Origin of the sequence: Steroidobacter flavus, assembly GCF_042651805.1 — a bacterium.
In the GTDB taxonomy this organism is placed as follows: Bacteria; Pseudomonadota; Gammaproteobacteria; order Steroidobacterales; family Steroidobacteraceae; genus Steroidobacter; species Steroidobacter flavus.
The window spans coordinates 634,553-656,945 of the sequence record NZ_JBHSDU010000003.1 but is presented as its reverse complement, the minus strand read 5'-3'; the positions used below and the strand labels follow the sequence as shown (position 1 = coordinate 656,945).

Below are 22,393 nucleotides of genomic sequence, written 5' to 3'. Positions count from 1 at the left end.
GAGTATGACAAGCATTACCTCTGAGTATCTTTTCAGGCGGAAAGATATTGATGCGCCGAAGAAGGTGACTCGGTTCGGCGGCGGGACGATGGTCTCCGGCCTATCTCCGTTCCACATACCTGTGGCGGTTAAGTTCGAGCCTGAGGGGCCAAGTGCAGGGAGTTTTCACTTTACCTATGAGAACGATGAGCCGCCCGAGCTTGAATATCGACACGTGAGCAACAACGTCGATGTGCTATTGGGCGTCCGTAGCAAGAAAGTCCTGGAAGTTGCAATAAACGGGGATCTGGCCGACCGGCTCAGAAATAGAAAGCTATTTTCGTTGACCTACCTCAATTCAATGCGGGGGGAGGTTGATCCCGTCGCACGCCTGTCAATGGAGATGAATGCTCAGCTCATTCACCAGTTGCTAAACGAGCTGCCAGACGAATACATCGATCGGATACTTCATAGCCTCTAGCGCGATGAGCGCGCTGCTTGATTGTCCATACTGAGCGAATATCTTGAAAGGTCCCTCGACAATCCCCAAGAATTGCAGAGGCTGCGAGTGAATCAGATCCCTTGACATTCACGCAAGCAATGTCAGCAGTGCCGTCCCGGCAAGCCCAAGCATCCCTGTAATGAAGGCGCACCTCAAGTGCGCATACTTCCTTCTACAGACTCCTGAGATTGTGTAAGAGTGCTTCAATCGCGCTTCGGTTAGGGCCGCATCCGTCATCGAGGCAATCTCTCGCACGTAACTATCAGCCGAGGGTTTCTTGGCGACGGAGAAGAAGGAGACGATCCCTTCCCCTGATGCGGGCAGCCGGGGCAATACGACGAGGAATGAGAAAACGGCTGAGGCTATCAGGAGAGCTGCCGTTGCAACCAGGGCCCAGAGATAAAGATTCTGGTCAGGAGGACAGAGCAAAGTCTTCAGATCGTTCTTATCTAGAATGTAGACCACAAGCCCGGCAGCGATTGCAAATATCCATGCCGCCTTGGTGTCTGCAAACTGAATGTAGTTGCTAACGTATCCTTGATGGAATTCAGAAAACGACCGATGAGCCTCGTCCAGTTGTGGCGTTCCGGAGGCGACGATTTCTCCCTGCCCAGTAGCAGGCGCGGCAATTTTCGGAGCGCCTTCGATTTCTGGCGGAACGGTCCCCTGAGGCGGGCTATCTGAACTCCTTTGCATATCACTCATGTAGTTGGTTCCAGCCAGCGACCTACGTAGGTCCAGAATGTGTATGGGCTACTGTCCCCGCGATAGAACCACCCCGTCTCGGACGTTTTAGGGCGCGCCCAAGTTGTTTGCCAGCTGGTCGGCAAACCAACCAACGCTTTTGTTCCCATGAGTATCGTGTTGGGATCGGCGGCGGCAAGCATTTTCGATGCGATGTTGGCGGTTGTGCCAATGGCGACGATGCCGTTGAATCCTCGCGCTGATCCGACCTTTGCCACTGTGATGGGTCCATGGTCCATACAGATACGGAATTGTAGCGGCTCAAGTTGTGAGCTGCGCAGGATCGGGTTGATGTAGTTGTCGGCGGCATAGAACATGGTGAGCGCAGCGGCAAGTGCGCGTTGCTGCACCGAGATCGTGTCACCGGGCTCGGCTACAAAGTAGGCCATCAGGCCGTCGCCAGTGTTCTTTTCGACTACTCCGCCAAAATCTTCGATGATCCGGATCATCTCGGTAAAAAACAGCGAGAGAATTCGAAGCAGGGTGTCCTGCTCACCTTCTGTCCAGGCCGGGCGTTGCGAGAACTTTGATATGTCCAGGAACAGGACGGTCGCATCTAGTCTACGACCAGCATGTATCGGAAGGTCATCTGCGTCGGGAATCACGCGACCCGCTGGAACGGAGGACCGACCCCGGATTTTTTCCAGGGTCGCAAGGGTGCGGGTGATCTGCGCATCGCGGTATGCCTTCGTGAAATACTCGGTGTTTGCCATCAGATGACCTCATATACCCTGTAGTCGGGCATTCCGACGCTCGCGCCATCGAACGGAACTTCGGTCGCACGCTCCAGCCATCCGACATGAACGAGTTCGTACAAATCCCTGCCGATGCGAAACAGATTCTCGTCTGCCGACTCTTGAATCTTTACCGCACGGTTCAGCGCGTCGCTTGCGATTTCAACCTCTGAGAAACCCGTTGTCGGTACTTCGAGTTTTCTGAAACTGACGATACCTGTATCTGCTCCGACCCTGATTGCCAGCTCAGGGAGACCGGCTTCTCGGAGGGCAGGGTTTATCGAACGACAAAGGACGGCTAGTAACGTGAGGCCTAAGTCGACTGCTTGATCAGACCGCGACGTGAATGATGGGTGATCGATATATGCGATGAAGCCGTCGCCTGTTGCCTTATAGATCGTGCCATTGAATTGCCCGACAACCGTTCCAAGTTCCCGGATAAATATCTTGTAGGCGCGATCGAATCTTTCCCGATTATTACGACGCAGGGCCGAGCCGCCGCAGATGTCAACAGAAAGGAACACCAATTCCTTCGGCGTCGGGCTGCTCACGGCACTTTTGTGTTGCAAGGCTTTTTGGTGCGGCGGCGAATAGCTGCCACCTCGCAATTCTTCTCCCAGGGCGTTGCTTCTTGCCGACGCATACTCGGCCGTTGAGTCGATGCTTGAAGACAGGAAGTAAAGCGGCAGGCCTTCAAGTTGCCGCTTGCCTTCTCCTAAGATGAGATCTTCCGGTATCAGGACGCGGAGATACTTGTCGAAGTAATGAGGCTTTCCGTCATGTTCTGTGCGGTCATACCGCCGTGGGTCTGGTCGCATGCGGACCTGAAAGGTACCGTTCGCTTTGTCAATGGGCACGAACTCCGTCTGGAAATCCATGCGGCCCCAACGCCGATCTTTGCCTTGGTCTTCTTCGTGGTCGGCCGAGGTGTCTCTTTCCAAGTGCTGCCTCTTGTCGTTGTTGAAGACGCAAGCTAATCCTATTCGATTCGGGGTCTGAGGAACTAGTGGGCTGCTCTCCAGCGCCAAGCGGGGTCTCGGATTTTCGGCGATAATTCCAGCGGCGGGCATGCCGCCTGGCCCCTCCCGAGAAGGGCAACGCTGATGAAGATGGAGAATAAAATTCTGAGGGATGTCGAATGAAGATTTCGATGCCAGATTGGTATCCGTTAGAGACGTACCAACGCAGGCTCTCCGCTGAAGAATGGGCGTCCGAGCTGTATATCCGGTTGGGGCTCAGGATTGCATATCGAAACTGTAAGGCCATGGTGGAGGAGCATGCCGGTCCAATAAGAATGGGGCGCGATCAGAGTTCGCCAGAAGAGACTTTCATCGCGGTGCTTTCGGATCAGGCCCCGAGCCGTAAGGGGCGCTTCATCTTCGATGACGAGCCCGACCTTAGCCGCGATTGGCCGATCAATGCACTAACGGCGTTCGAAGCCGAGTTTTTGGCGCACTTGCTGCGGCCATATGCAAATCCAGAACATATAGCGTGGGCGCAGCGGCTGGCTCTGCATCCCGAACTGCGTGGCGAGTTCAGTGTGCGCAAGGAGGGAGGGGAGATCGTCGAAGATAGAGAAAGTAGCTGGGACAAATTGCCCCCAAATATGGGTCTCTTGTGCAGAGACATTCTCGGTGCGCGCGTTCCATTGATGGTGAATCTCAACCTGGACGACGAAAGTCTCAAGACCGCTTTTGAGGTGTGGCTTCTAGGGATGCGCCAGCAGCTAGGCGGCGTGTCCAAGGCCGCCTTCGATGGTAAGGATTTCAAGAAGTGGCATGAGTTCAAAGTGCTTCAAGTTTTTGATCTCGATCTCTGGATGGAGATCAAGGGCATCAATATTAAGGATGTTGTCATTGGGCGGGAGCTTTGGCCGGAGGGCGATCCGCAGCTTGGAGATTTTGATCGCACGGATCGATTGCGAAAGGTCACCCGAGAAATCAATGAGCGTCTGTTCACCCCTTGGGAGTGTGAGCGACTGATCCATCAGATTCGACTAATCAAGTTTGTGCAGAGTGTCGGGGGCGCCATCAAGAAAGACAGTCTCGAAACTACGCGATAAAGCGTCCAAGGAGCGAGTCGAGACAGCAGAACATAAAGCTGAGATTTAGCAGCCGGAACGAAAATTGGATAATTTCATTCCGGTGTTCGTAGTCGCTTCAAGGATTCCGGTCCCGAGCGGATGATTTTTCGTTCCTGGCGGATATCCTACTTCGCAAGATATATAGAGGCTCGTCGCGCCGGATTCAGCAGCGCGAATATCCACGGAGCACATATGTTCCCGCAGTCGATTCCCGGCAACTGGCCTGAGCAGCTAAAGGCGGCTGGTCTTCTCATTGAGGCCTGCTGCGGGTCATGATTCAAACAACTCTGACCCTGTTCGGTGCATCGGCCGTCATAGCTGCAGCAATCGTTTTTGTCTGCAGGCCAGTCCTCGTTGCAGCGCTCGATGCGATGCGCAATGCCGAACTCCCAATCGCTCGCATGCTCATCATCGCCATCTGGGCCTTCGTCGTAGTTGCCACCATTCTCTGGGTCGTCTCGACCGCCGCCGTAGCGTTGCATTCGCAAGGCGAGCTGCCGACGTAGTTGCTTTATTGCAACGGTCACAAGAGCGGCTTTCGGTCGTCGTTATCTACGGGAGTTTCCTCCGTTTGTCGTAGCGAAGGGAAGGCCACGTTTCGCCGAATTTTCAACGAAACGCAGGATATGCCTGCGGCGCCTTTTGTTTAACACTGTGGCCCATGGTCACTACACGGCTCATCGCTGCACGCGTCTCGCCGGAGACGAAAGCGCGGTTCCGCAGTCTCGCGGAACGGCAGCAGATGACTGAGTCGGCGTTGGTGAAGCGGTTCGTTGATTCGGTGGTACGTGGCGCTGGTGAGACCGACGCCGATGTTCTGAAACCATCGGGGCGTCGGTTGCGAGGGGCGCGAGCGTGTGTCCGGCTGCATCCCGACGACCAGCGGTTACTGCGTGAGCGGGCGGCGTCTCGCCAGATGGCGGTAGCGACGTATATATCTGTGCTTGTACGGGCCCACCTGCGAAACCTCTCTCCGCTGCCCAAGGACGAGTTGCTGGCGCTCAAACAGGCGGTCGCCGAGATAGGCGCGATTGGCCGCAACCTCAACCAGCTGACACGACTTGCGCATCAAGGTGCGGGCGGACCCACCCGAGGTGATCTGCTCGCGATACTGAAGGCGTGCGAGGCGCTGCGCGTTCACACGAAGGACTTGGTCAAGGCCAATGCACGGTCATGGAGGACGGGAGATGAAGACGTTTCGCCTTGAGCGCGGCAAGCCGTGGCTAGACATCGGCAGTCGTGGCCGTGCCGGGTCGGGCCGGCGGATGTATCTGTCGCCCGGTGATATCGCGCTGATTGGCCGGACGGTCGGTCGCACGCCTGAGGTGATGGTCAAGGTTACCAGCGGCCGCGGCTCGACCTCGAGCCGCGGCGTGGCGGCGCACTTCAGTTACATCGGCCGGGGCGGCGACCTGGAGATCGAGACCGACGATGGCGAGCGGTTGGTTGGTAAGGAAGCCGCTCGGCAACTCATCCAGGATTGGGACTTGGATATGGACGAGGATCGCAAGCGGCCTGACCTATTTGCGATCAATCGGCGAAAGCCGGCCAAGCTCGTCCACAAGATCATCTTTTCCATGCCAGCAGGCACGCCACCCAAGAAAGTCCTCGCGGCCGTCCGCGACTTCGCTGGCGAAGAATTCGGGCGCAAGCATCGCTACGCGATGGTCTTGCACACGGACGAGCCTCATCCGCACGTGCATGTCGTCGTGAAGGCGGTCAGTCAAGACGGCGTGCGGCTCAACATCAGCAGGGAGACGCTCGGGCATTGGCGCCGGGAGTTCGCGCGTCAACTTCGAGCGCGAGGCGTCGCGGCGAACGCTACGACGCGCAGTGCTCGCGGGCAAAGTCGGGCGCCAAAGTTGGATGCCATTTTCAGAGCCGTGCAGCGGGGCGCGTCATCGCACATGGCGACGCGGGTGCGTGACGTGGTGCGCGAGCTAAAGGCGGGCTCCCTGGATCAGTCCGGAGCCGCCAGGCTACAGCGAACCAGGCAGGAGGTCGTGCGAGGGTGGCTCGCGGTGCGTGACCTGCTGGCGGCCGAGGGAAATCATCAGCTTGCCGATCAGGTGTCGAGATTCGTGAGTCAGATGCCGCCGCCGCGCACGGAGAAGCAATGGCTGGCCGCCGATCTGATGGAGCGCGTCCGTGAGTCGCGTACCAAGGAGAAACCGCTCGTTCGCTAATGCGCGGGCTTCCCGCGCAGAAATGCAATCAGTAGGCCAATGACGTTGATCGCACTCCCCATCACGAAGAAGGCATAGCTTATACGAAGAAACCAAATCCCTGCGGTCATCAAATCGGCGGGGATAACCCTTTGGCCGAGCCAGCTTGCGACGTGGCTCAAGCTATAGATCACACAAAAACCAACCGCACCGGCGACAATAGAGATCCATAGCACCGTCTTCTCACGCGCTAGTGCCCTACGCAGGAAATAGTTCAGTTTCATTGGCTCTGCAGTCACGCTTTCGCTTTGGTCCATCAACTAGGACTTGCGAGAGGGAACGCCCGCTTCTTCGACGATCACGCGGCGCTTCGAGGCGCTTGTCTTTGCGAAGGCGAGAATCCAGTCGGCAAGCTGGTCCTCTTTGGCGTAGAAGTAGGGCGTCGGCAGCCCGAGCACCTGCGCGAGTTTTTCAACGAGTTCGAATGACGGGTCGTGAACTCCTAGCTCGTATTGGCTGAGTCGCTGCGAAGCTCCGTCCGCACTTATGCCGGCCTGAGTGCCGAGTTCACCTTGCGACAGTTTCATGCGCAGTCGGGCTTCCTTGATCCGCTTGCCGATTACTGACGCCATCGTGCCCCACCTCTGAGTGAAGGCATCGTAGATTATTGATTCTGTGGCAATCGTCTATCAAGTATTCCTTGAGTACACGATTGACGCGTCGCCCATGCCTTCGTTGGTCGGGTCGCGGAGGTCCCGCGAGCGGAAACGCGGTTTGACCAAAATCCAAGAATTCCTTTATAGTTTGCCCGTCCAAGAAATCCTTGAATTACTGAAGCGATTCCTATAAGGGGCGAAGCGTTTTGAGTATGTAAGGAACAGGAAGCGGCGCTCGGCGGTGCGCTAACACCACCGAGCGCCTAACCACGATCAGCCTAACTGGAGGCCGACAATGGCTACGCGCGATTCTACGACCGACGAGGCTAATTATCTAAATTCTGACCCGCTATCGATGTCCTCATCACTGATGGACGTCATCGAGACGGAGCGGGCCCGCCTCGAACAGGCTCTCACCATCCTCGGCTGCACGACGGTCGCGATCAACAACGATCCGCGCGCCGACGCGCATCAGTTCCTGTACGGCGACATGATCGAGTGGGCTCGGCAGATGATCAACGAGACCACGAACCGGCTGGACTCTGTGCACTTGCGGGGAGTCTACGAGGCACTGGCGAGTCACGAACGCGAGGTCTCCATCGAGGCCCTCGCATCCATGCAGAGCGAGCCCAGCGCCGGTGACTCCGACAACGGCGTTTCCGCTGGTTGACCATGTGTCGATAAGGGTGGCCGTCGGGCCGCCCTCATCGCACTCGGAGCCCTACCGTGGCCCGGTCAGCCGAAACGCCCTATGTGCGTGCGGTCAAGCGCGCATTCGCGGAAGCCTTGGCAGTGGAGATCCGTCGGTCCGGCGTGGGACGGAGGGATGCCGCTAAATCAGGCCACATCAGCCGCGCCTATCTCCAGCTTCTCCTCGCCGCTGACCGGCACGCCACGATTGGCACGTTGATCTTGCTTGCCGAAGGCCTCGGCATGCGGCCTGAGCAACTGCTGGGGAAAACCATGCAGAGCCTGGGTCGCATCCGAGCGTCGGCACTCCCGCCGGTCGATCCGCCGCCGTGAATGCGAGGCTCAAGATGCGAGTTCCAGGGCCCCTGCGGAAGAATCCGGACGCGTGGTTCGAGGCGTACCGAGAATGGCGGTCGCTCGATATGCACATTGCCTTGTTGATCGACTGCGACAACACCAATCCCGCCGCCATCGAGGGCATCCTCGGCGATCTCGGGGAGCAAGGCACCGTCAATATTCGGCGCGCGTACGCGGACTGGAGCAAGCGCAAGAACTGGCAGCCGAAACTGCTTCCTCATGCCATTCAGCCGATCCAGCAGTTCGTCTATCGGAAGGGCAAGGACGCGGTCGACATGTGCATGATGATCGACGCCATGGATCTGCTCTATACGGAGCGCATCGATTGCTTTGCCTTGGTCACGAACGATGGCGACTTCACGCCACTCGTTCATAAGCTCCTATCCAAGGGCAAGGTGGTTATCGTCTTCGGCGAAAAGACTTCGGACTTGTTGATACAAGCATGTTCGATATATATCCATACCGGCCGCTACCTCAACGAAGCGTAGCCACCTCGTATGGTTTCGCCGCTTTTTCGGCGAAACCGTCCGCGCTCGCATGCGTTTATGCGCCGATTATTCCGCGACACTTGAACGAGTGCCGAGTTTCGCCGAATAAAGCGCAATTTCTCCCCGTGACAATTGAAGTCTACCAATGAAAGATGTTCTACGTGACAACTCGCCTCTAAGCGATCCGAGCCACATCGTGGGCACGATCCCTGAGCATGCATTCACGCAACGGACGTGCGTTTGCGGCGGATGTCTCGTTCCATCTGCGCTTGTCGAAACGGATGAAGAAACGACGCCCAGAAATACGTTGCTATGTAGACCGCCTTACGAGGACAGTGCGTCATGGGCGCTGAGCCTGAGCGTCCGGCGTCATTTGGGACGAGCGATGCTTCGATCTTTATCGCGCCGGCACGGTACGTTCTGCTACCGCTCGCCGAAGCGCTCACCGGGTACACCGTGAAAGCCATGGAGCGAAAGATCGAGCGGGGCGATTGGCAAGAAGGCAAGGTCTGGCGGCGGGCGCCGGATGGTCGCGTGATGATTGACCTGCAGGGATACCAACGATGGGTCGAAAGTCGTTAAGTGGTGGCGTAACCGCGCTCGGTTCGAAGCGAATCCAATTCGACTTCGAATACGAGGGCAAGCGCTACCGTCCAACCATCGACAGACTTCCGTCAGAAGCGAACCTGCGTCGCGCGCGGAAGCAGCTGGCGGAGATCAAGCAGCGAATTGCTCGCGGGCAGTTCTCCTTCGCTGATGAGTTTCCCGAATATAAATTCCTCGGAAAGGCTGACGAGATCGTCCAACGGCGGACTTGCAACTTGGTCTTCGATGATTTCATGGCTCACTGCGAGTCCCGCGTGTCGAAGAGCGACCTGTCATTTGCGGCTTTCGAGAGCTATAGAAAGATCCTCAAATCGACTTGGCGCCCGGAAATCGGGGAAGAGATCTTCGAGGACGTGAAATATTCTCGGCTGGCGAAGATTGCTGACGGGAAGAAGGGTATCGGGAAGAAAACTTACAACAACATGGTCAGTGTGATTCGCTGCGCGTTCGAGTATGGGTATCGGGACAGTCCCGAGAAGCACAACCCAGCTTCTTCGCTGAAGTGCTTCCGATTGACGAAGAAGGATCGTCCGCCGCCCGATCCATTCTCTATTCATGAAGCTGAGGCGCTCATCGCGGCTATCCATCTCGATTGGGGTGAAGCGCAAGGTAACTATGACGAGTTCCGGTTCTTCACGGGATTGCGTCCCTCTGAACAGATCGCCTTGCTGATCGATGACTGCGATCTGAGTCAGGGAAAGCTCAAGGTGAGCAAGGCGCGTGTGATGAAGCGCGACAAGGACAGGACGAAGACCGGTGAGGACCGCCTCATCGAGTTGTGTCCGCGTGCGCTGGAGATCCTAAGGCGTCAGTTCGCGCTCAGGGCGCGGCTCAAGCTGGCGGGCAAGATCACGCATGACCATATCTTCTTCCGTGAGGATGGCACGCCGATCTTGGATCTGAATCATCCCTACGACCGCTGGCGTTGGACGCTGCTCATGACACTCAAGGCGCGCTATCGCGAGCCCTACAACGCGCGCCACTCATTCGTGAGCTGGAATCTCATGCTCGGAAAGAATCTGCTCTGGGTCGCAAAACAAAATGGCCACAGCGTGCAGACGATGCTGGAGGTCTATGGCACCTGGATTGAGGGCTCAGAGCAGGCGGATCTCGACGCTATTCGACGAGCAATGGAAGCGAGCCCGCGAAGAACTCTCACTTCCGTTCTTCGTGACCCCACGCGTCCCCGCGAGTCCCCAGAATTTGGCAGTAGTTTGGCAGTAGGTCCCCGCCTGACTAGGATAACTCGTTGTATGAGAACGGAATTATATGGTGGAAAGGGAGGGACTCGAACCCTCGACCCCGGCATTATGAGTGCCGTGCTCTAACCGGCTGAGCTACCTTTCCAAGCCGTTTTCCGACAGTGGGCGCCGCGCGGAAGGCGGTTCCCGAGAAGCGGGGGCGGCGATTCTCCAGGGGGGCGTCCGGGGTGTCAAGACGAGCGCTCCGGAATTGCGGTTTGTGGGGCGAAAATGCCGGCTTTGCCTGATAACCGGCGGCGAATCGGCTCGCCGGCGGTCGGTCGCCAGTGCCATGACCGAGTCACTTCAGATCGATTTTCCGCAAGCGTGGTTTGCTACAGTCCTCGGCGATCCAAAGGGGAGATGCCATGACCAGCAGCCAGCGGTTTTCCGTGCAGGGCAAAGTTGTCTTGATCACCGGCGCGTCGAGCGGCTTCGGCGCTCATTTTGCGCGGGTGCTTGCGAGTGAAGGGGCGAAGGTGGGGTTGGCGGCCCGGCGCGTGGATGCGCTGGAGTCGATCGCGGCGGAGATTCGGAAGGTGGGCGGAACGGCGGCGACGGCCAAGCTCGATGTGTCCGATAGCGCATCGATACGACAGGCGGTGCAGGCGATCGAGCAGTCGCTCGGCCGCATCGACGTGCTCGTGAACAACTCCGGGGTGTCGATCGGCAAGCCGTTGCTCGAACAGACCGCGGAAGATTTCGATGCTGTGGTGAATGTGAATTTGCGGGGCGCGTTCCTGGTTGCCACCGAAGTCGCGCGCCGCATGAAAGCGGACGGCAAGGGCGGCAGCATCATCAACATCGAATCGATTTTGAGTTTCAGGCAGGCGGGGCAGATCGCGCCGTATGCCGCATCGAAGGCGGGTCTCACGCAGCTCACGCGATCGATGGCGCTGGAGCTGGCGCGCTTCAAGATTCGCGTGAACGGGATCGCGCCGGGATATTTCGCGACCGACATCAACAAAGAGTTCTTCGATACGGACGGAGGTGCGGCGATGATCAAGCGCATGCCGTCGCGGCGGCTCGGCGAGCTCGAAGAGTTGGAGGGGCCGCTGTTGTTGCTGGCGTCGGATGCGTCGAGCTACATGAATGGCGCGACGATCGTGGTCGATGGCGGCCATCTCAGCAGTAACCTGTAGATTATTTCGTCCTCCCTTGGGGAGGACGAATATGTTTCTAACCAGAAATCGAGCGAAAAGGCGGGCATCGCGCCCGCCACAATTCGCCACACTCCTTCCTCACCTCGCCATAGCGCACATCGGATTGGGTCCGCATCCGGGATTTGAATAGCACTCACGGGCAAACGTCACCCGCCTCCCAAGAGGGGAGCAACGACGGGGGTTCGACGAGGAGTGCGACAGATGTTCAAGAAAGTGTTGGTTACTGCGGTGGCCCTGGCGATGAGTGCGGGTGCGGCTCACGCGGGTGAAAAGAACAAACTCACGAAAGAAGAAGGCGTCGGCATGTTCAGCGGCGCGGCGGCGGGTGCCATCGTCGGTGGCCCGATCGGCGCGGCAGTGGGCTTCATGGTCGGCGGCATTCTCGGCGACAGCGTCGGCACGACGAATCGTGCGCAGCTGCACGCCAAACAGATGGAAGAGCAGTCTCAGAAGCTCGAGCAGGAGCTGATCGATACGCGCATCGCGCTGGCGAAGGCCAGCGAGCGTACCGGCGGTGACGAAATGCTCGATGCGCTCGCCGAGCGTCTGCATGCGGATGTGTTGTTCCGTACGAACGACGCGAAGATGGATGCTGATGTGGTGAGCAAGTTGGAGGACCTCGGCAAGTTGCTGGCGCTTCATGGCCAGCTGGAAGTGCAGCTGCATGGCTTCGCTGATCCGCGCGGCAAGTCCGAGAAGAATCTCGAACTGTCGTTGGAGCGCGCGAATGCGGTGAGGGAGGCGTTGATTCGGGGTGGTGCCGCGCCGGAGCAGATTCAGTTGTCGGCTCATGGCTCGGATCTGACCACGGCGCCGAAGGGAGATCTGGAGGCATATGCCTGGGAGCGTCGGGTGAGTCTGTCCATCCGGCCCACAGCCACCACTGCGGTGGCGCGTAGCGAGTGAGCTCGTCCGCCGAAGCGGCCGGCACCTGCCGGCCGCTTTCTTAACGGCTTATGCAGTAGCCATGACCTCTCTCACCTTCTACAGTGCGGGTCCTCAGAATGTGCCTAGCGAGTATCGTGATGTCCGAAATCGCCAGTTCGTTGATCGTGGACTTCGGCGCCACGGCTCCCGAGACCACCCAGTCCAAGCCGCCCGCGGATCGTCTGCTCGCCGGCAATCCAGAGCAGGTCACGCGCAATTATTTCAGCGATAGCACCGGACGCTTTTTTGCCGGTGTCTGGGAGAGCACGCCGGGCAAATGGCGCGTGCGTTATTCCGAGAACGAGTTCTGCTACATCACGCGCGGTCGCGTGCGCATCGAGCACGAGTCGGGTCGCGGCTGGACCTTCTCCGCCGGTGCTTCCTTTGTCATTCCCGCGGGTTTCAGCGGTGTTTGGGAAGTGCTCGAGCCCACCGCCAAGCTCTATGTGATCCACGAGCCGGCGTAGTGCAAAGTCGGGCAGGGATGCTCCAAACTGGGGCGAGATGCCCCATCTGTGAGCACTGGGTGTCATCGTCCGGTTCAACGCCCCTGGTATACAGGCCCGCGCCGTTGCTGGCTGGTGGGCCAGTTGCGGCCGCTTCCGATCGGGTCTGAAGGCCCTGGCATGCTTGCTGCATTATGACTAGGCGACGCGCCTGTGGCTTTTTTGCCGCAGATTAACGGGAATCTGGCCAATTAAAGTAAACTTCAACCACATGCCGAGCTTGGCGTGTTTCTTTCTCACCACAAAGGGGAGACCCATGCGAAATTTTAGGATTCTGGCTGCAGTTGGATTGCTGGGGGCGGCAACGGTGGCCAATGCCGGTGTTACGTCGACCTGGACCTTGACCAACGACTACGACTTCCGCGGCAACAGCCAATCAGCCAAGGATCCTGCCATTCAGGGCAGCATCGACTTCGCCGCTGCGAACGGTTGGTACGTTGGCGCCTGGGGTAGCAATATCGATTTCGGCAAGGCCGACGACATCGTCGCGGATGCGGATGTTGAAGTTGACGTGTACACGGGATTCACTGGAACCAGTGAAGGTGGCTTGGGCTGGGATGCCGGCTTGGTCTACTACACCTATCCCAGCGCCTCGGACCTGAACTACTTCGAAATCTACGGTAGCGTCAGCTACGAGTGGTTCAAGGGCAAGCTTTGGTATTCAGACGCCTTCGGCGGCGACTATGCCAAAGATACGGCGCGCAACGCGTCTGGCACGGACAAGGTCTCGGCGTGGTACCTCGAAGGCAATGCCACCTTTCCATTGCCGAAGGATTTCTCGATCCTGCTGCATGCGGGCTATAGCACGGGCGACTACTGGGATAACGCGTTCGGCGACGACCAGATCGACTACTCCGTCGGCGTCGGTTATACGGTGGGCAAGTTCAATCTCGCTTTGAAGTACGTCGATACCGACGGCGATATCGTGTACAAGAGCGACGAGTTCAACAACGAAGGTCGCGTGATCTTCACGGTCGCTACGACCTTCCCTTGGAGCAACAACTAACCGGCAGCGGTCGCTGACGGTTGTTTGAATGAAGAAGGGCCCCGCATCGAAAGGTGCGGGGCTTTTTCTTCATGGGGATTCGAGAGCAGCACCAGCTCCTGTGCCCGCTGTGCCGCGCCGGCCATCGCCGTGAATACCTGGTCCATCGCGACCGGGCGCGATAACAAATATCCCTGCAACGAAAGATTCTTGCAGCCGAGGAAGCGCTCGAACTGCTCGGCGCGCTCCAGGCCTTCGGCGGTCACTTGCAGGCCAAGGCCGTTGCACATGTCGATCATCGCGCGGACGATCGAGCGCGAGCGCGCGTTGGTGTCGATGCTTTCGATCAGGCTGCGGTCGAGCTTGACGCGAGTCAGCGGCAATTGTTCCAGCGAGGACAGCGACGAATAACCGGTGCCGAAGTCATCGAGCGCGATGGCGATGCCGAGTGCGCGCAAGCGACGTAGCTGTTCGACCGTGGCGGGCCCGGTCTGCAGCACCGACTCGGTCAGCTCGATCTCGATGCAATGAGAAGGCACATCGAATTCAGTGAGCAGCTCGCGCACGCGGTCGACGAATCGATAGTCCAGCAGCTGTCGGGGCGAAACATTGATCGCGACTCGGGCCTGGGGCCATGGCCCGTGATGCCACTCGGCGGCGGCGCGAATCGCGGTACGTAACACCCAATCGCTGATCTCCATGATGAGACCGGATTCTTCGGCGACGCTCAGGAAGTCGCCCGGCGGAATGTATCGACCATCCGGCGTGCGCCAGCGGATCAGCGCTTCTACCAGTTGAGTCTGCAGATCTTCGATGCCGACTTCGGGCTGGAAGAACAACTCGAACTCGTTGCGCTCGATCGCGCGGCGCAGGTCCTGCTCGATACGGAATTTGTTAGAGGCGCCGGCCAGCAGTTCCGGCGTGAACATGCTCGCGCGGCCGCGGCCCAGGGATTTCGTGTGGAACAGAGCCGTGTCGGCGGCGATCAGCAAGGCTTCGGCGTTTTGCTCGTGATCCGGATAGATGCTGGCGCCGACGCTCACGCCGATGATCAATTCCCGGCCGTCGACATCGATCGGTGTTTGAAACGCGCGAATGATTTGTTCGCTCGCGGCGCGGATTTGCTCGAGATCGCCGACGTCTTCGCAGATGACGGTGAATTCATCGCCACCGAGGCGCGCTGCGAAGCCCAGCGGCTGCGCGGCGGTCTGCAAGCGTTGCGCGATTCCGCGTAATACGCGATCGCCGAATGAGTGACCGATGCTGTCGTTGATGTTCTTGAAGTTGTCCACGTCGAGGAATAGCACGCCGACGCGTCGATTGGATTTTGCCGCGCGCTCCAGGCTGGCATTGAGCAGCTGGAACAGGTGTCGGCGATTCGGCAGGCCGGTCAGCGGATCGACTTCCGCCAGTTCCTGCAGCTGTTGGGTGCGCTCGGCGACTTTCTCTTCGAGCTGATGATGCGCGTCGAGCGCGGCGGCCTGCGCCTGACTGAGACGCTCGGCCATGTTGTTGAAGGCGACCGCGAGTGAGTCGAGTTCCTTGATACCGCCGCGCGGGACCCGTGCGCACGGTTCGCCGGCGGCGAGCTTTTCGGAAGCCTGGATCAAGCGGCGGACTGGCAGCACGACGCTGCGGACGGTGGCGATGGAGATCCAGAGCAGCAGTACGAGTACAGCGACGCTGATCCAGGCGACGAGGGAACGATCGGTTTGTTCTTCTTGTTCCTCGGCCTGCCATGAGGATGGAGCTGCATTCTCACTCGGGTCGAGTGTCTGCCCGAGTCGGTGCGTATTCTCGGCGGCAGCCGTCATGTCGGACGTTGCCGGTGGCGGAGTCGCATCCTCGGCCGCCGTCGTGGTCGACGTGTGCGCTGGTGAAGGGGAATTCTTGGCGAGCGAAGTTCGGTCCGCTGGCTGCGTCGACCGCATCGTTGCGGGCTGAGAAACGTTTGTTTCTTTACTCGGCGATTGCGCATTGCTCAGCGCGGGCTTGGCGGGACGCTTCTTCACCGCCGGCGCTTTATCCGGCATGCGAGCTACCAGCTTCGCCGTCTGCTCAACGAATCCATTGCTAGTCTTCGTCAGTTCCTGATGCGTCTTCACCAGGCCGACACGCAGCTCCGTCAGCTTGGCGAAATCCTGCTCCATCGCCGTGAACCACGCATCGCTCTCGGCGCGGCGCAGGCTCTTGCCGTTGTCGAGCAGCGATTGCGCGAAGGCAGCTTCGGCCTTGCTGAGGGGATCGAAAATCTCCGGGTTCGAGCTGAAGGACCGCACGGCCGCGGCGAAACTGTCGCGCAGTCCGCTCAGGCTGGTATTCAGTTGCATCACCGACTGTCGAGCCACGACGCGACCGAAGATCTTGAACGCGCCGTCGAGTGACGTGTTCACTCGGCCATTCATACGTTCGAGCGTTTCCGAATATTCACGCAGCAGCTTGCGGCGATTCTGCGAGAGCTCGATCCAGCGATCCGCGTCGCGCTTGTGTTGTTGAAGTGCAGCCGGCACGGATTGGTAAGAGGTTTCGCCGAGTGCTTCGGCCCGCGCCATGAACTGACTCGAAGCGCGATCGACTTCTTTGCCGAGCTGGCGATAGCGCGCCAGCGCTTCGACTGAATTGGACTGCACGGCCGAGTAAACCGACTCGTCGAAGCGCTCGATGGCGCGGATCAGCGCATCGCCGGACAATGTCTCGACGGGAACGACGGCTTCGATCGCCGGCGCGGGAGGTGCGACGATGTCTTTGATAGGCAAGGGCGAAGAAGGCGCCGTCGACTGCGTGACGATCTCAGTGCTGCGCTCGACGATGAAGTTCGCGGCGGCTGCCAGTACCGCCACACTCGCGAATGCCACCAGCAATCGAGTCGAAATACTCCATGAGGAGAACAAGCTGGCGGCAGCAAGTCTCCCGCGCGCAGTGGCAAGCCACTGGCGCCAATCATGGATCGAACCCATATAACCTACGTTAACTTTTTGAAGCGGAACGGAATTGCTTTGGCAGAGAGGGGAGTCTGCAAAGTCGCGTGCCGACTATCCATGAGGCATGTTCCAAACTGAGTGATGTATCTCATCCCGCGGCGGCCGCCTCGGTCGGCGGCCATGCCTTCTGAAAAGCCTTCGTAGGCTGAAGACTACGCGATGGTCTTCAGCACTTCGCCGAGTCGAGTCACCAGCTCATCGATCTGCGCCGTCGAGATGATCAGCGGCGGCGAGAGTGCGATCGTGTCGCCGGTGGTGCGAATCAGAATGCCTTTCTCGAAGCACTTCACCAGCGCTTCATAACCGCGTGCGCCGATCGGCGCGCCCGGGCGGGATTGCAGCTCGATGCCGGCGACCAGGCCGAGATTGCGAACGTCGATGACATTCGGGGCCGAGCGCAGCGAGTGAACCGCGTCTTCGAACGCTTTCGACAATTCAGCGCCCCGAGTCAGCAAGCCTTCGCGCTCGTAAATTTCTTGAGTCGCGAGACCGGCGGCGCACGCAGCCGGATGAGCGGAATAGGTGTAGCCGTGGAAGAACTCGATGCCGTCCGGGCCCTGCATGAACGCGTCGTAGAGCTGCTTGCGCACGAACACGGCGCCCATCGGAATCGCGCCGTTCGTCAGGCCCTTCGCGGTCGTGATGATGTCGGGCATCACGTCGAAATACTGCGCGCCGAACGGCGTGCCGAGGCGGCCGAAGCCGGTGATGACTTCGTCGAAGATCAACAGAATGCCGTACTTGTCACAGATCGCGCGCAGCTTCTGCAAGTAACCCTTCGGCGGCAGGATGACGCCGGCGGAGCCGGCCATCGGTTCGACGATCACTGCGGCGATAGTCGACGCATCGTGCAGCGTCACCAGGCGCTCCAGATCGTCGGCCAGGTGCGCGCCCCATTCCGGCAAGCCGCGAGTGAAGGCGTTGTGCTCGAGGTCGAGCGTGTGACGCAGATGGTCGGTGTTCAACAGCATCGAATCGAAATATTTACGATTGCCCGCCAGGCCGCCCACCGAGATACCGCCGAAGCCGACGCCGTGATAACCCTTCTCGCGACCGATCAGTCGCTGACGTGAGGCGTTGCCGGTGAGGCGGTGATAGCCGACCGCGATTTTCAGCGCGGTGTCCACCGATTCCGAGCCGGAGTTGGTGAAGAACACATGATCCAGGTCGCCGGGCATGAGCTTGACCAGCCGGTTCGCCAGCTCGAAGCCGACCGGATGTCCCATCTGAAACGCCGGTGCGTAGTCCAGCGTCGCCATCTGCTCGGCGACCGCGGCGGTGATCTCTTTGCGACCGTGGCCCGCGTTTACGCACCACAGGCCCGCACACCCGTCCAGTACTTTGCGACCGTCGGGTGTCCAGTAATGCATCCCTTCGGCACGAGCCAGCAAGCGCGGCTGGTTCTTGAATTGCCGGTTGGCGGTGAAGGGCATCCAGAAAGCTTCGAGAGCATCGCGTGTGAGGGCCGAGGACATGATCACCGCCTGATTCCGATTGAAGATCGACAATGCGTGGCGATGATAAGAAAAATCAACACGCGGCTCAAATATTCCTGCGAAATAGCGCTAAAAAACGCTGGTCGCTGGGAAGGGTTGTCTATTATTCTAAACGCCTCACTTGAGCGAGGCGGACCATGAGCATCGATGTGGGCGGTCATTTGAAAGCGGTCCGGATGATGTACGGACTGTCCCAGCGCGAGCTGGCCAAGCGCGCCGGCGTCACCAACGGCACCATTTCGCTGATCGAGCAGAATCGGGTCAGCCCCTCGGTGAGCTCGCTGAAAAAAGTGCTGGACGGGGTGCCGATGTCGCTGGCCGACTTCTTCACCTTGGATTTGCAGGAAACTCCCCAAGTGTTCTACGCCCGCGACGAGCTGGCGGACATCGGCGACCGCGAGGTGCAGCTCCGGCTGGTGGCGGCGAAGCGGACCAATCGCGCCATGACCATCATGCACGAGCGCTATCGGCCGAAGGCGGACACCGGCGCCGACATGCTCAGTCACAAGGGCGAGGAGGGCGGCATCATCCTGACGGGCCATATTGAATTGACCGTAGGGGGTCAAAGCAGAGTGCTCGGGCCCGGAGACGCGTACTATTTCACCAGCGCGGTCCCGCACCGGTTCCGCAATGTCGGCGACGAAGCCTGCGAGATCGTCAGCGCCAGCACGCCGCCCACGTTCTAACTTTTACTTCAGAGCGACCGAAGCCGTCATGAAGACCACTGTTGCCGCCACTCAATTCGCCAGCACGCCGGATCGCACGGCCAATCTCGCCACCGCCGAGCGGCTGGTGCGTGAGTCGGCCAAGCAGGGTGCGAACATCGTCCTGATCCAGGAGCTGTTCGAGACCCCTTATTTTTGTAAGGAGCACAACCCGCAGTGTTTCTCGGTGGCGATGCCGATCGCGGAGAATCCGGCCGTGCGTCGCTTTCAGGATCTGGCGCGCGAGCTGAATGTCGTGCTCCCTTGCAGCGTCTATGAGCGGGCGGGCAACGCCTTCTACAACTCGGTTGCGATCATCGATGCGGATGGCTCGCTGCTCGGCACCTATCGTAAGGCGCACATTCCCGAAAGCCCGGGCTATCACGAGAAGTTTTATTTCTCGCCCGGCGACACCGGCTTCAAGGTGTGGCCGACGCGCTTCGGCACCATCGGCGTCGCGATTTGCTGGGACCAGTGGTTCCCGGAGTCGGCGCGTGCCATGGCCGTGCAGGGCGCGGAGATTTTGTTCTATCCGACCGCCATCGGTTCGGAGCCGCAGGACCTGAGCATCGATTCGCGCGATCACTGGCAGCGCGCGATGCAGGGTCATGCCGCGTCCAACATCATGCCGCTGGTGGCGTCCAATCGGGTCGGCACCGAGCAAGGCGAGCGTTGGCAAGTGACTTACTACGGCTCGTCGTTCATCGCCGATCAAACGGGCGCGATCGTCAAGCAGGCGCCGCGCGAGGGCGAGGCGATCCTGACCGCGACATTCGACCTCGAGGCGATTCGTAACTATCGCAACGCTTGGGGCGTGTTCCGCGATCGCCGACCCGAGTTGTACGGCCCGATCATGACGCTCGACGGCCGGCAACGCGCGATCTAGTTGATGGCGCTCTCCGGCAGCGGAGGGCGCGAGTTCAATTGCTTTTCCGGGCGGGAGCGCGCGGGTTTTATTTGTTTCTCTCCGGTTAGGAGAGGCCGCGTCCAAAAACGCGGGTAAAGGTATTCATGCAAATTTTCGTTTCATGTCCGCCGGGTGTCGCGGATCTCACTGCCGCGGAGTTGCGGAATTGCGGCGCGACTCAAACGCGCGAGTTCAAGCTCGGCGTTCAAGCTGAAGGCTCGTTGGAAGTCGCGTATCGCGCCTGTTTGTGGTCGCGTACGGCCAGTCGTGTGTTGATGCCGCTGGGCACATTTCCAGCGGCGACTCAAGATGAGTTGTATCAGGGCATCGCGAGCATCGACTGGCAACAGCACCTCAGCCCGAAAGGCACGCTGGCCATCGACTTCGGCGGTTCCTCGAGCGGTATTACTCATACGCATTTCGGCGCGCTCAAGACCAAGGACGCCATCGTCGATCAGTTTCGCGAGCGAACGGGCGAGCGGCCATCCGTGCAGCTGGAGCAGCCCGATGTTCGCATCGATGTGCGGCTCGATCGCGATCGCGCAACCGTCAGCCTCGATCTTTCCGGCGACAGCTTGCATCGGCGCGCCTATCGCGCTCGGGGTGTCGCTGCGCCGTTGAAGGAGAATCTGGCCGCTGCTGTATTGCTTCGCTGTGGCTGGCCGACCATCGCCGAGGAAGGGGGCGATCTGGTCGATCCCATGTGCGGCTCGGGCACACTGCCGATCGAAGCGGCGCTGATGGCGCTGGATGTTGCGCCCGGGCTGTTGCGCAGCTACTTCGGCTTCATTCGCTGGCAGGGGCACGACCGAGCTTTGTGGGAGCGGTTGATTCAGGAAGCTCGCGATCGTCGGGAGGCGGCGGCGACGAAGAAAGTCACATTGCGTGGCTACGACGCCGACGCGACCGCGGTTCGTGCCGCGATCGAGAACGTTGAGCGTGCCAGGCTGCGCGGCGTTGTACATATCGAACGACGCGATCTCGAGCAGTTGACGCGTCAGAGCGAGACGCCGACCGGGCTGGTCGTCACCAATCCGCCGTACGGCGAGCGCATCGGCGAACAGGATCGATTGCAAGCGCTCTATCAAACATTGGGCGCGAAGCTGCGCGAGCACTTCGAGGGTTGGAAAGCGGCTGTGCTGACGGGCAATCCGCCGCTGGCCAAGGCCGTCGGCATCGATGCGCGCCGGACGCACACGCTGTTCAACGGGCGCATCGAGTGCCGGCTATTGCGTTTCGATGTAACGCCCGCTGAGTACACCGTCGAGCGCAAGCCGCCGGATGCAGCCGAGATTCGCGAACGGCCTGGCGCACAAATGTTCGCCAATCGTTTACGCAAGAATCTCAAGACCATGCAGGACTGGGCACGTCGCGCGGATGTCGATTGCTATCGCATCTACGATGCGGACATGCCTGAGTACGCGTTCGCGATCGACCAGTACAGCAATGGCGAGAACGACCGCTGGGTCGTCGTGCAGGAGTATGCCCCGCCGAAGACCATCGAGCCGAAAGCGGCGCGTGCGCGTCGGAACGAAGCGCTTGCGGTGATTCCACACGAGCTGGGCCTGGCCGAAGATCGCTTGTTTATTCGCGAGCGTCGTCAGCAGAAAGACGGCACTCAATATGAAAAGCTGGATAACGAGCGCGAATATCACATCGTGCGCGAGCAGCCGTACCGGTTCGCGGTGAACTTCACCGACTATCTGGATACCGGGCTGTTTCTGGATCACCGCCTGACGCGTCGTTATGTCGGCGAGCTGGCGCGCGGCAAACGTTTCTTGAATTTGTTTGCATACACGGGCACGGCAACTGTCTACGCCGCGGGTGGCGGCGCCGCCTCGTCGACGACAGTGGATATGTCCCGAACTTATCTCGAATGGGCCAAACGCAACCTGGCGTTGAATAATCTCGCCGGGCCCGAACACGGCTTCGTGCAGGCGGACTGCCTGGCCTGGCTGCGGGAGCAGCGGGATAAATCGCGACGCTGGGATCTGATGTTTATCGATCCCCCGACGCACTCACGCTCCAAGCGCATGGAACAGGACTTCGACGTGCAACGGGACCACGTCGAACTATTGACGCTTGCTGCGCAGCTGTTGACCCCCGACGGCACCATCGTGTTCTCAAATAATTACACGCGTTTTCGGCTGGATCGCGACGGGCTCGCAGCATTCGAGATCGAGGATGTCGGTCGGCGCACGTTGCCGAAGGACTTCGAGCGCAATCCGCGTATCCATGCTTGTTATGTCTTACGGCGAGCCTCCGTAGAAGTTACTGAAAAATCTGCTGGCCGGACGGCCCTGCCCTGAGCGAAAGACCCACCGCCAGTGGTCTGAATGGCCACTGGCGCGTGAGGGTCTTCAGGGAATTGCTGCCCCAAAAGGGTGAGCCCTGCGATTTCCCCGCTAAAAAAAGCGCCGAATACGGGTGCAAGCGCATTGCTATGACGGACCTGTTGCAGCACAATTGCGCCCGCGTT

At 59.4% G+C, this 22,393-nt stretch carries 23 protein-coding genes, 1 tRNA gene and 1 pseudogene; 17 read left to right on the top strand and 8 right to left on the bottom strand.

Features of this window, described 5'->3' with window-relative positions; all coding sequences use genetic code 11:
- The first annotated feature begins 4 nt into the window (after window positions 1-4).
- Window positions 5-460, top strand: coding sequence for a hypothetical protein (locus ACFPN2_RS08400; RefSeq protein WP_380596159.1), 456 nt, complete (start codon window positions 5-7; stop codon window positions 458-460).
- Window positions 461-568: 108 nt separating this feature from the next.
- Here ACFPN2_RS08400 and ACFPN2_RS08395 read toward each other — a convergent pair whose 3' ends face one another.
- The 3 genes from ACFPN2_RS08395 to ACFPN2_RS08385 are packed head-to-tail and all read right to left on the bottom strand — an operon-like array spanning window position 569 to window position 2,900.
- Window positions 569-1,186 (bottom strand): Pycsar system effector family protein, encoded by a 618-nt coding sequence (locus tag ACFPN2_RS08395; protein ID WP_380596158.1) that lies wholly within the window; start codon window positions 1,184-1,186, stop codon window positions 569-571.
- On the bottom strand, window positions 1,183-1,938 hold the full coding sequence (locus ACFPN2_RS08390) for an adenylate/guanylate cyclase domain-containing protein (RefSeq protein WP_380596157.1): 756 nt from the start codon (window positions 1,936-1,938) through the stop codon (window positions 1,183-1,185). Before ACFPN2_RS08390 ends, ACFPN2_RS08395 begins: the two co-directional genes overlap by 4 nt.
- A complete protein-coding gene (locus ACFPN2_RS08385) occupies window positions 1,938-2,900 on the bottom strand; it encodes a hypothetical protein (RefSeq protein WP_380596156.1) in 963 nt (320 codons plus the stop codon). The genes ACFPN2_RS08390 and ACFPN2_RS08385 overlap by 1 nt, the downstream gene beginning before the upstream one ends.
- Window positions 2,901-3,097: 197 nt before the next feature.
- Between ACFPN2_RS08385 and ACFPN2_RS08380 the strand changes: the two genes are divergently transcribed.
- The 4 genes from ACFPN2_RS08380 (at window position 3,098) to ACFPN2_RS08365 (ending at window position 6,228) form a co-directional block, all read left to right on the top strand.
- Window positions 3,098-4,021 (top strand): DUF6387 family protein, encoded by a 924-nt coding sequence (locus ACFPN2_RS08380; protein WP_380596155.1) that lies wholly within the window; start codon window positions 3,098-3,100, stop codon window positions 4,019-4,021.
- Between the two features lie 293 nt (window positions 4,022-4,314).
- Window positions 4,315-4,548, top strand: coding sequence for a hypothetical protein (locus ACFPN2_RS08375; RefSeq protein WP_380596154.1), 234 nt, complete (start codon window positions 4,315-4,317; stop codon window positions 4,546-4,548).
- Window positions 4,549-4,784: 236 nt separating this feature from the next.
- Entirely contained in the window at window positions 4,785-5,249 is a 465-nt protein-coding gene (locus tag ACFPN2_RS08370) for a plasmid mobilization protein (protein ID WP_380596153.1), read from the top strand.
- On the top strand, window positions 5,230-6,228 hold the full coding sequence (locus tag ACFPN2_RS08365; RefSeq protein ID WP_380596152.1) for a relaxase/mobilization nuclease domain-containing protein: 999 nt from the start codon (window positions 5,230-5,232) through the stop codon (window positions 6,226-6,228). The genes ACFPN2_RS08370 and ACFPN2_RS08365 overlap by 20 nt, the downstream gene beginning before the upstream one ends.
- Here ACFPN2_RS08365 and ACFPN2_RS08360 read toward each other — a convergent pair.
- A complete protein-coding gene (locus ACFPN2_RS08360) occupies window positions 6,225-6,491 on the bottom strand; it encodes a hypothetical protein (protein WP_380596151.1) in 267 nt (88 codons plus the stop codon). The two genes, ACFPN2_RS08365 and ACFPN2_RS08360, sit on opposite strands and share 4 nt — an antisense overlap.
- Window positions 6,492-6,527: 36 nt before the next feature.
- Window positions 6,528-6,839, bottom strand: coding sequence for a helix-turn-helix domain-containing protein (locus tag ACFPN2_RS08355; RefSeq protein WP_380596150.1), 312 nt, complete (start codon window positions 6,837-6,839; stop codon window positions 6,528-6,530).
- A 394-nt stretch (window positions 6,840-7,233) separates the two neighbouring features.
- Between ACFPN2_RS08355 and ACFPN2_RS08350 the strand changes: the two genes are divergently transcribed.
- From ACFPN2_RS08350 to ACFPN2_RS08330, 5 genes and pseudogenes are all read left to right on the top strand, one after another.
- Window positions 7,234-7,533, top strand: coding sequence for a hypothetical protein (locus ACFPN2_RS08350; protein ID WP_380596149.1), 300 nt, complete (start codon window positions 7,234-7,236; stop codon window positions 7,531-7,533).
- Between the two features lie 56 nt (window positions 7,534-7,589).
- Window positions 7,590-7,886: a hypothetical protein gene (locus ACFPN2_RS08345; RefSeq protein ID WP_380596148.1), complete on the top strand. Its 297-nt coding sequence runs from the start codon at window positions 7,590-7,592 to the stop codon at window positions 7,884-7,886.
- A 14-nt stretch (window positions 7,887-7,900) separates the two neighbouring features.
- Entirely contained in the window at window positions 7,901-8,398 is a 498-nt protein-coding gene (locus ACFPN2_RS08340; protein ID WP_380596147.1) for an NYN domain-containing protein, read from the top strand.
- A 342-nt stretch (window positions 8,399-8,740) separates the two neighbouring features.
- Window positions 8,741-8,980: an excisionase gene (locus ACFPN2_RS08335; protein WP_380596146.1), complete on the top strand. Its 240-nt coding sequence runs from the start codon at window positions 8,741-8,743 to the stop codon at window positions 8,978-8,980.
- Window positions 8,962-10,068 (top strand): annotated as a pseudogene (locus ACFPN2_RS08330) (Arm DNA-binding domain-containing protein); the annotation flags it as partial. The gene ACFPN2_RS08335 and the pseudogene ACFPN2_RS08330, both read left to right, overlap by 19 nt.
- A gap of 206 nt (window positions 10,069-10,274) precedes the next feature.
- Here ACFPN2_RS08330 and ACFPN2_RS08325 read toward each other — a convergent pair.
- A tRNA-Met gene (locus ACFPN2_RS08325) sits at window positions 10,275-10,351 on the bottom strand.
- A 262-nt stretch (window positions 10,352-10,613) separates the two neighbouring features.
- Here ACFPN2_RS08325 and ACFPN2_RS08320 point away from each other — a divergent pair.
- The 4 genes from ACFPN2_RS08320 (at window position 10,614) to ACFPN2_RS08305 (ending at window position 13,847) form a co-directional block, all read left to right on the top strand.
- Entirely contained in the window at window positions 10,614-11,387 is a 774-nt protein-coding gene (locus tag ACFPN2_RS08320) for an SDR family NAD(P)-dependent oxidoreductase (RefSeq protein ID WP_380596145.1), read from the top strand.
- 222 nt (window positions 11,388-11,609) lie between these two features.
- Window positions 11,610-12,314, top strand: coding sequence for an OmpA family protein (locus ACFPN2_RS08315; protein WP_380596144.1), 705 nt, complete (start codon window positions 11,610-11,612; stop codon window positions 12,312-12,314).
- Between the two features lie 119 nt (window positions 12,315-12,433).
- Window positions 12,434-12,802 (top strand): cupin domain-containing protein, encoded by a 369-nt coding sequence (locus tag ACFPN2_RS08310; protein ID WP_380600081.1) that lies wholly within the window; start codon window positions 12,434-12,436, stop codon window positions 12,800-12,802.
- 295 nt (window positions 12,803-13,097) lie between these two features.
- Complete coding sequence (locus ACFPN2_RS08305; protein ID WP_380596143.1) at window positions 13,098-13,847, top strand: TorF family putative porin; 750 nt, start codon at window positions 13,098-13,100, stop codon at window positions 13,845-13,847.
- Here the strand turns inward: ACFPN2_RS08305 and ACFPN2_RS08300 are convergent.
- On the bottom strand, window positions 13,844-16,681 hold the full coding sequence (locus tag ACFPN2_RS08300) for a putative bifunctional diguanylate cyclase/phosphodiesterase (RefSeq protein WP_380596142.1): 2,838 nt from the start codon (window positions 16,679-16,681) through the stop codon (window positions 13,844-13,846). The two genes, ACFPN2_RS08305 and ACFPN2_RS08300, sit on opposite strands and share 4 nt — an antisense overlap.
- Window positions 16,682-16,959: 278 nt before the next feature.
- Complete coding sequence (gene aptA / locus ACFPN2_RS08295) at window positions 16,960-18,282, bottom strand: omega-aminotransferase AptA (RefSeq protein ID WP_380596141.1); 1,323 nt, start codon at window positions 18,280-18,282, stop codon at window positions 16,960-16,962.
- 158 nt (window positions 18,283-18,440) lie between these two features.
- Between aptA and ACFPN2_RS08290 the strand changes: the two genes are divergently transcribed.
- The 3 genes from ACFPN2_RS08290 to rlmKL all read left to right on the top strand — a co-directional run bounded on the left by ACFPN2_RS08290 (window position 18,441) and on the right by rlmKL (window position 22,223).
- Window positions 18,441-18,989, top strand: coding sequence for a cupin domain-containing protein (locus ACFPN2_RS08290; protein ID WP_380596140.1), 549 nt, complete (start codon window positions 18,441-18,443; stop codon window positions 18,987-18,989).
- 28 nt (window positions 18,990-19,017) lie between these two features.
- Window positions 19,018-19,893, top strand: a complete 876-nt coding sequence (gene aguB / locus ACFPN2_RS08285) for an N-carbamoylputrescine amidase (RefSeq protein ID WP_380596139.1) — start codon at window positions 19,018-19,020, stop codon at window positions 19,891-19,893.
- A gap of 125 nt (window positions 19,894-20,018) precedes the next feature.
- Entirely contained in the window at window positions 20,019-22,223 is a 2,205-nt protein-coding gene (gene rlmKL / locus ACFPN2_RS08280) for a bifunctional 23S rRNA (guanine(2069)-N(7))-methyltransferase RlmK/23S rRNA (guanine(2445)-N(2))-methyltransferase RlmL (protein WP_380596138.1), read from the top strand.
- Window positions 22,224-22,393 lie beyond the last annotated feature (170 nt).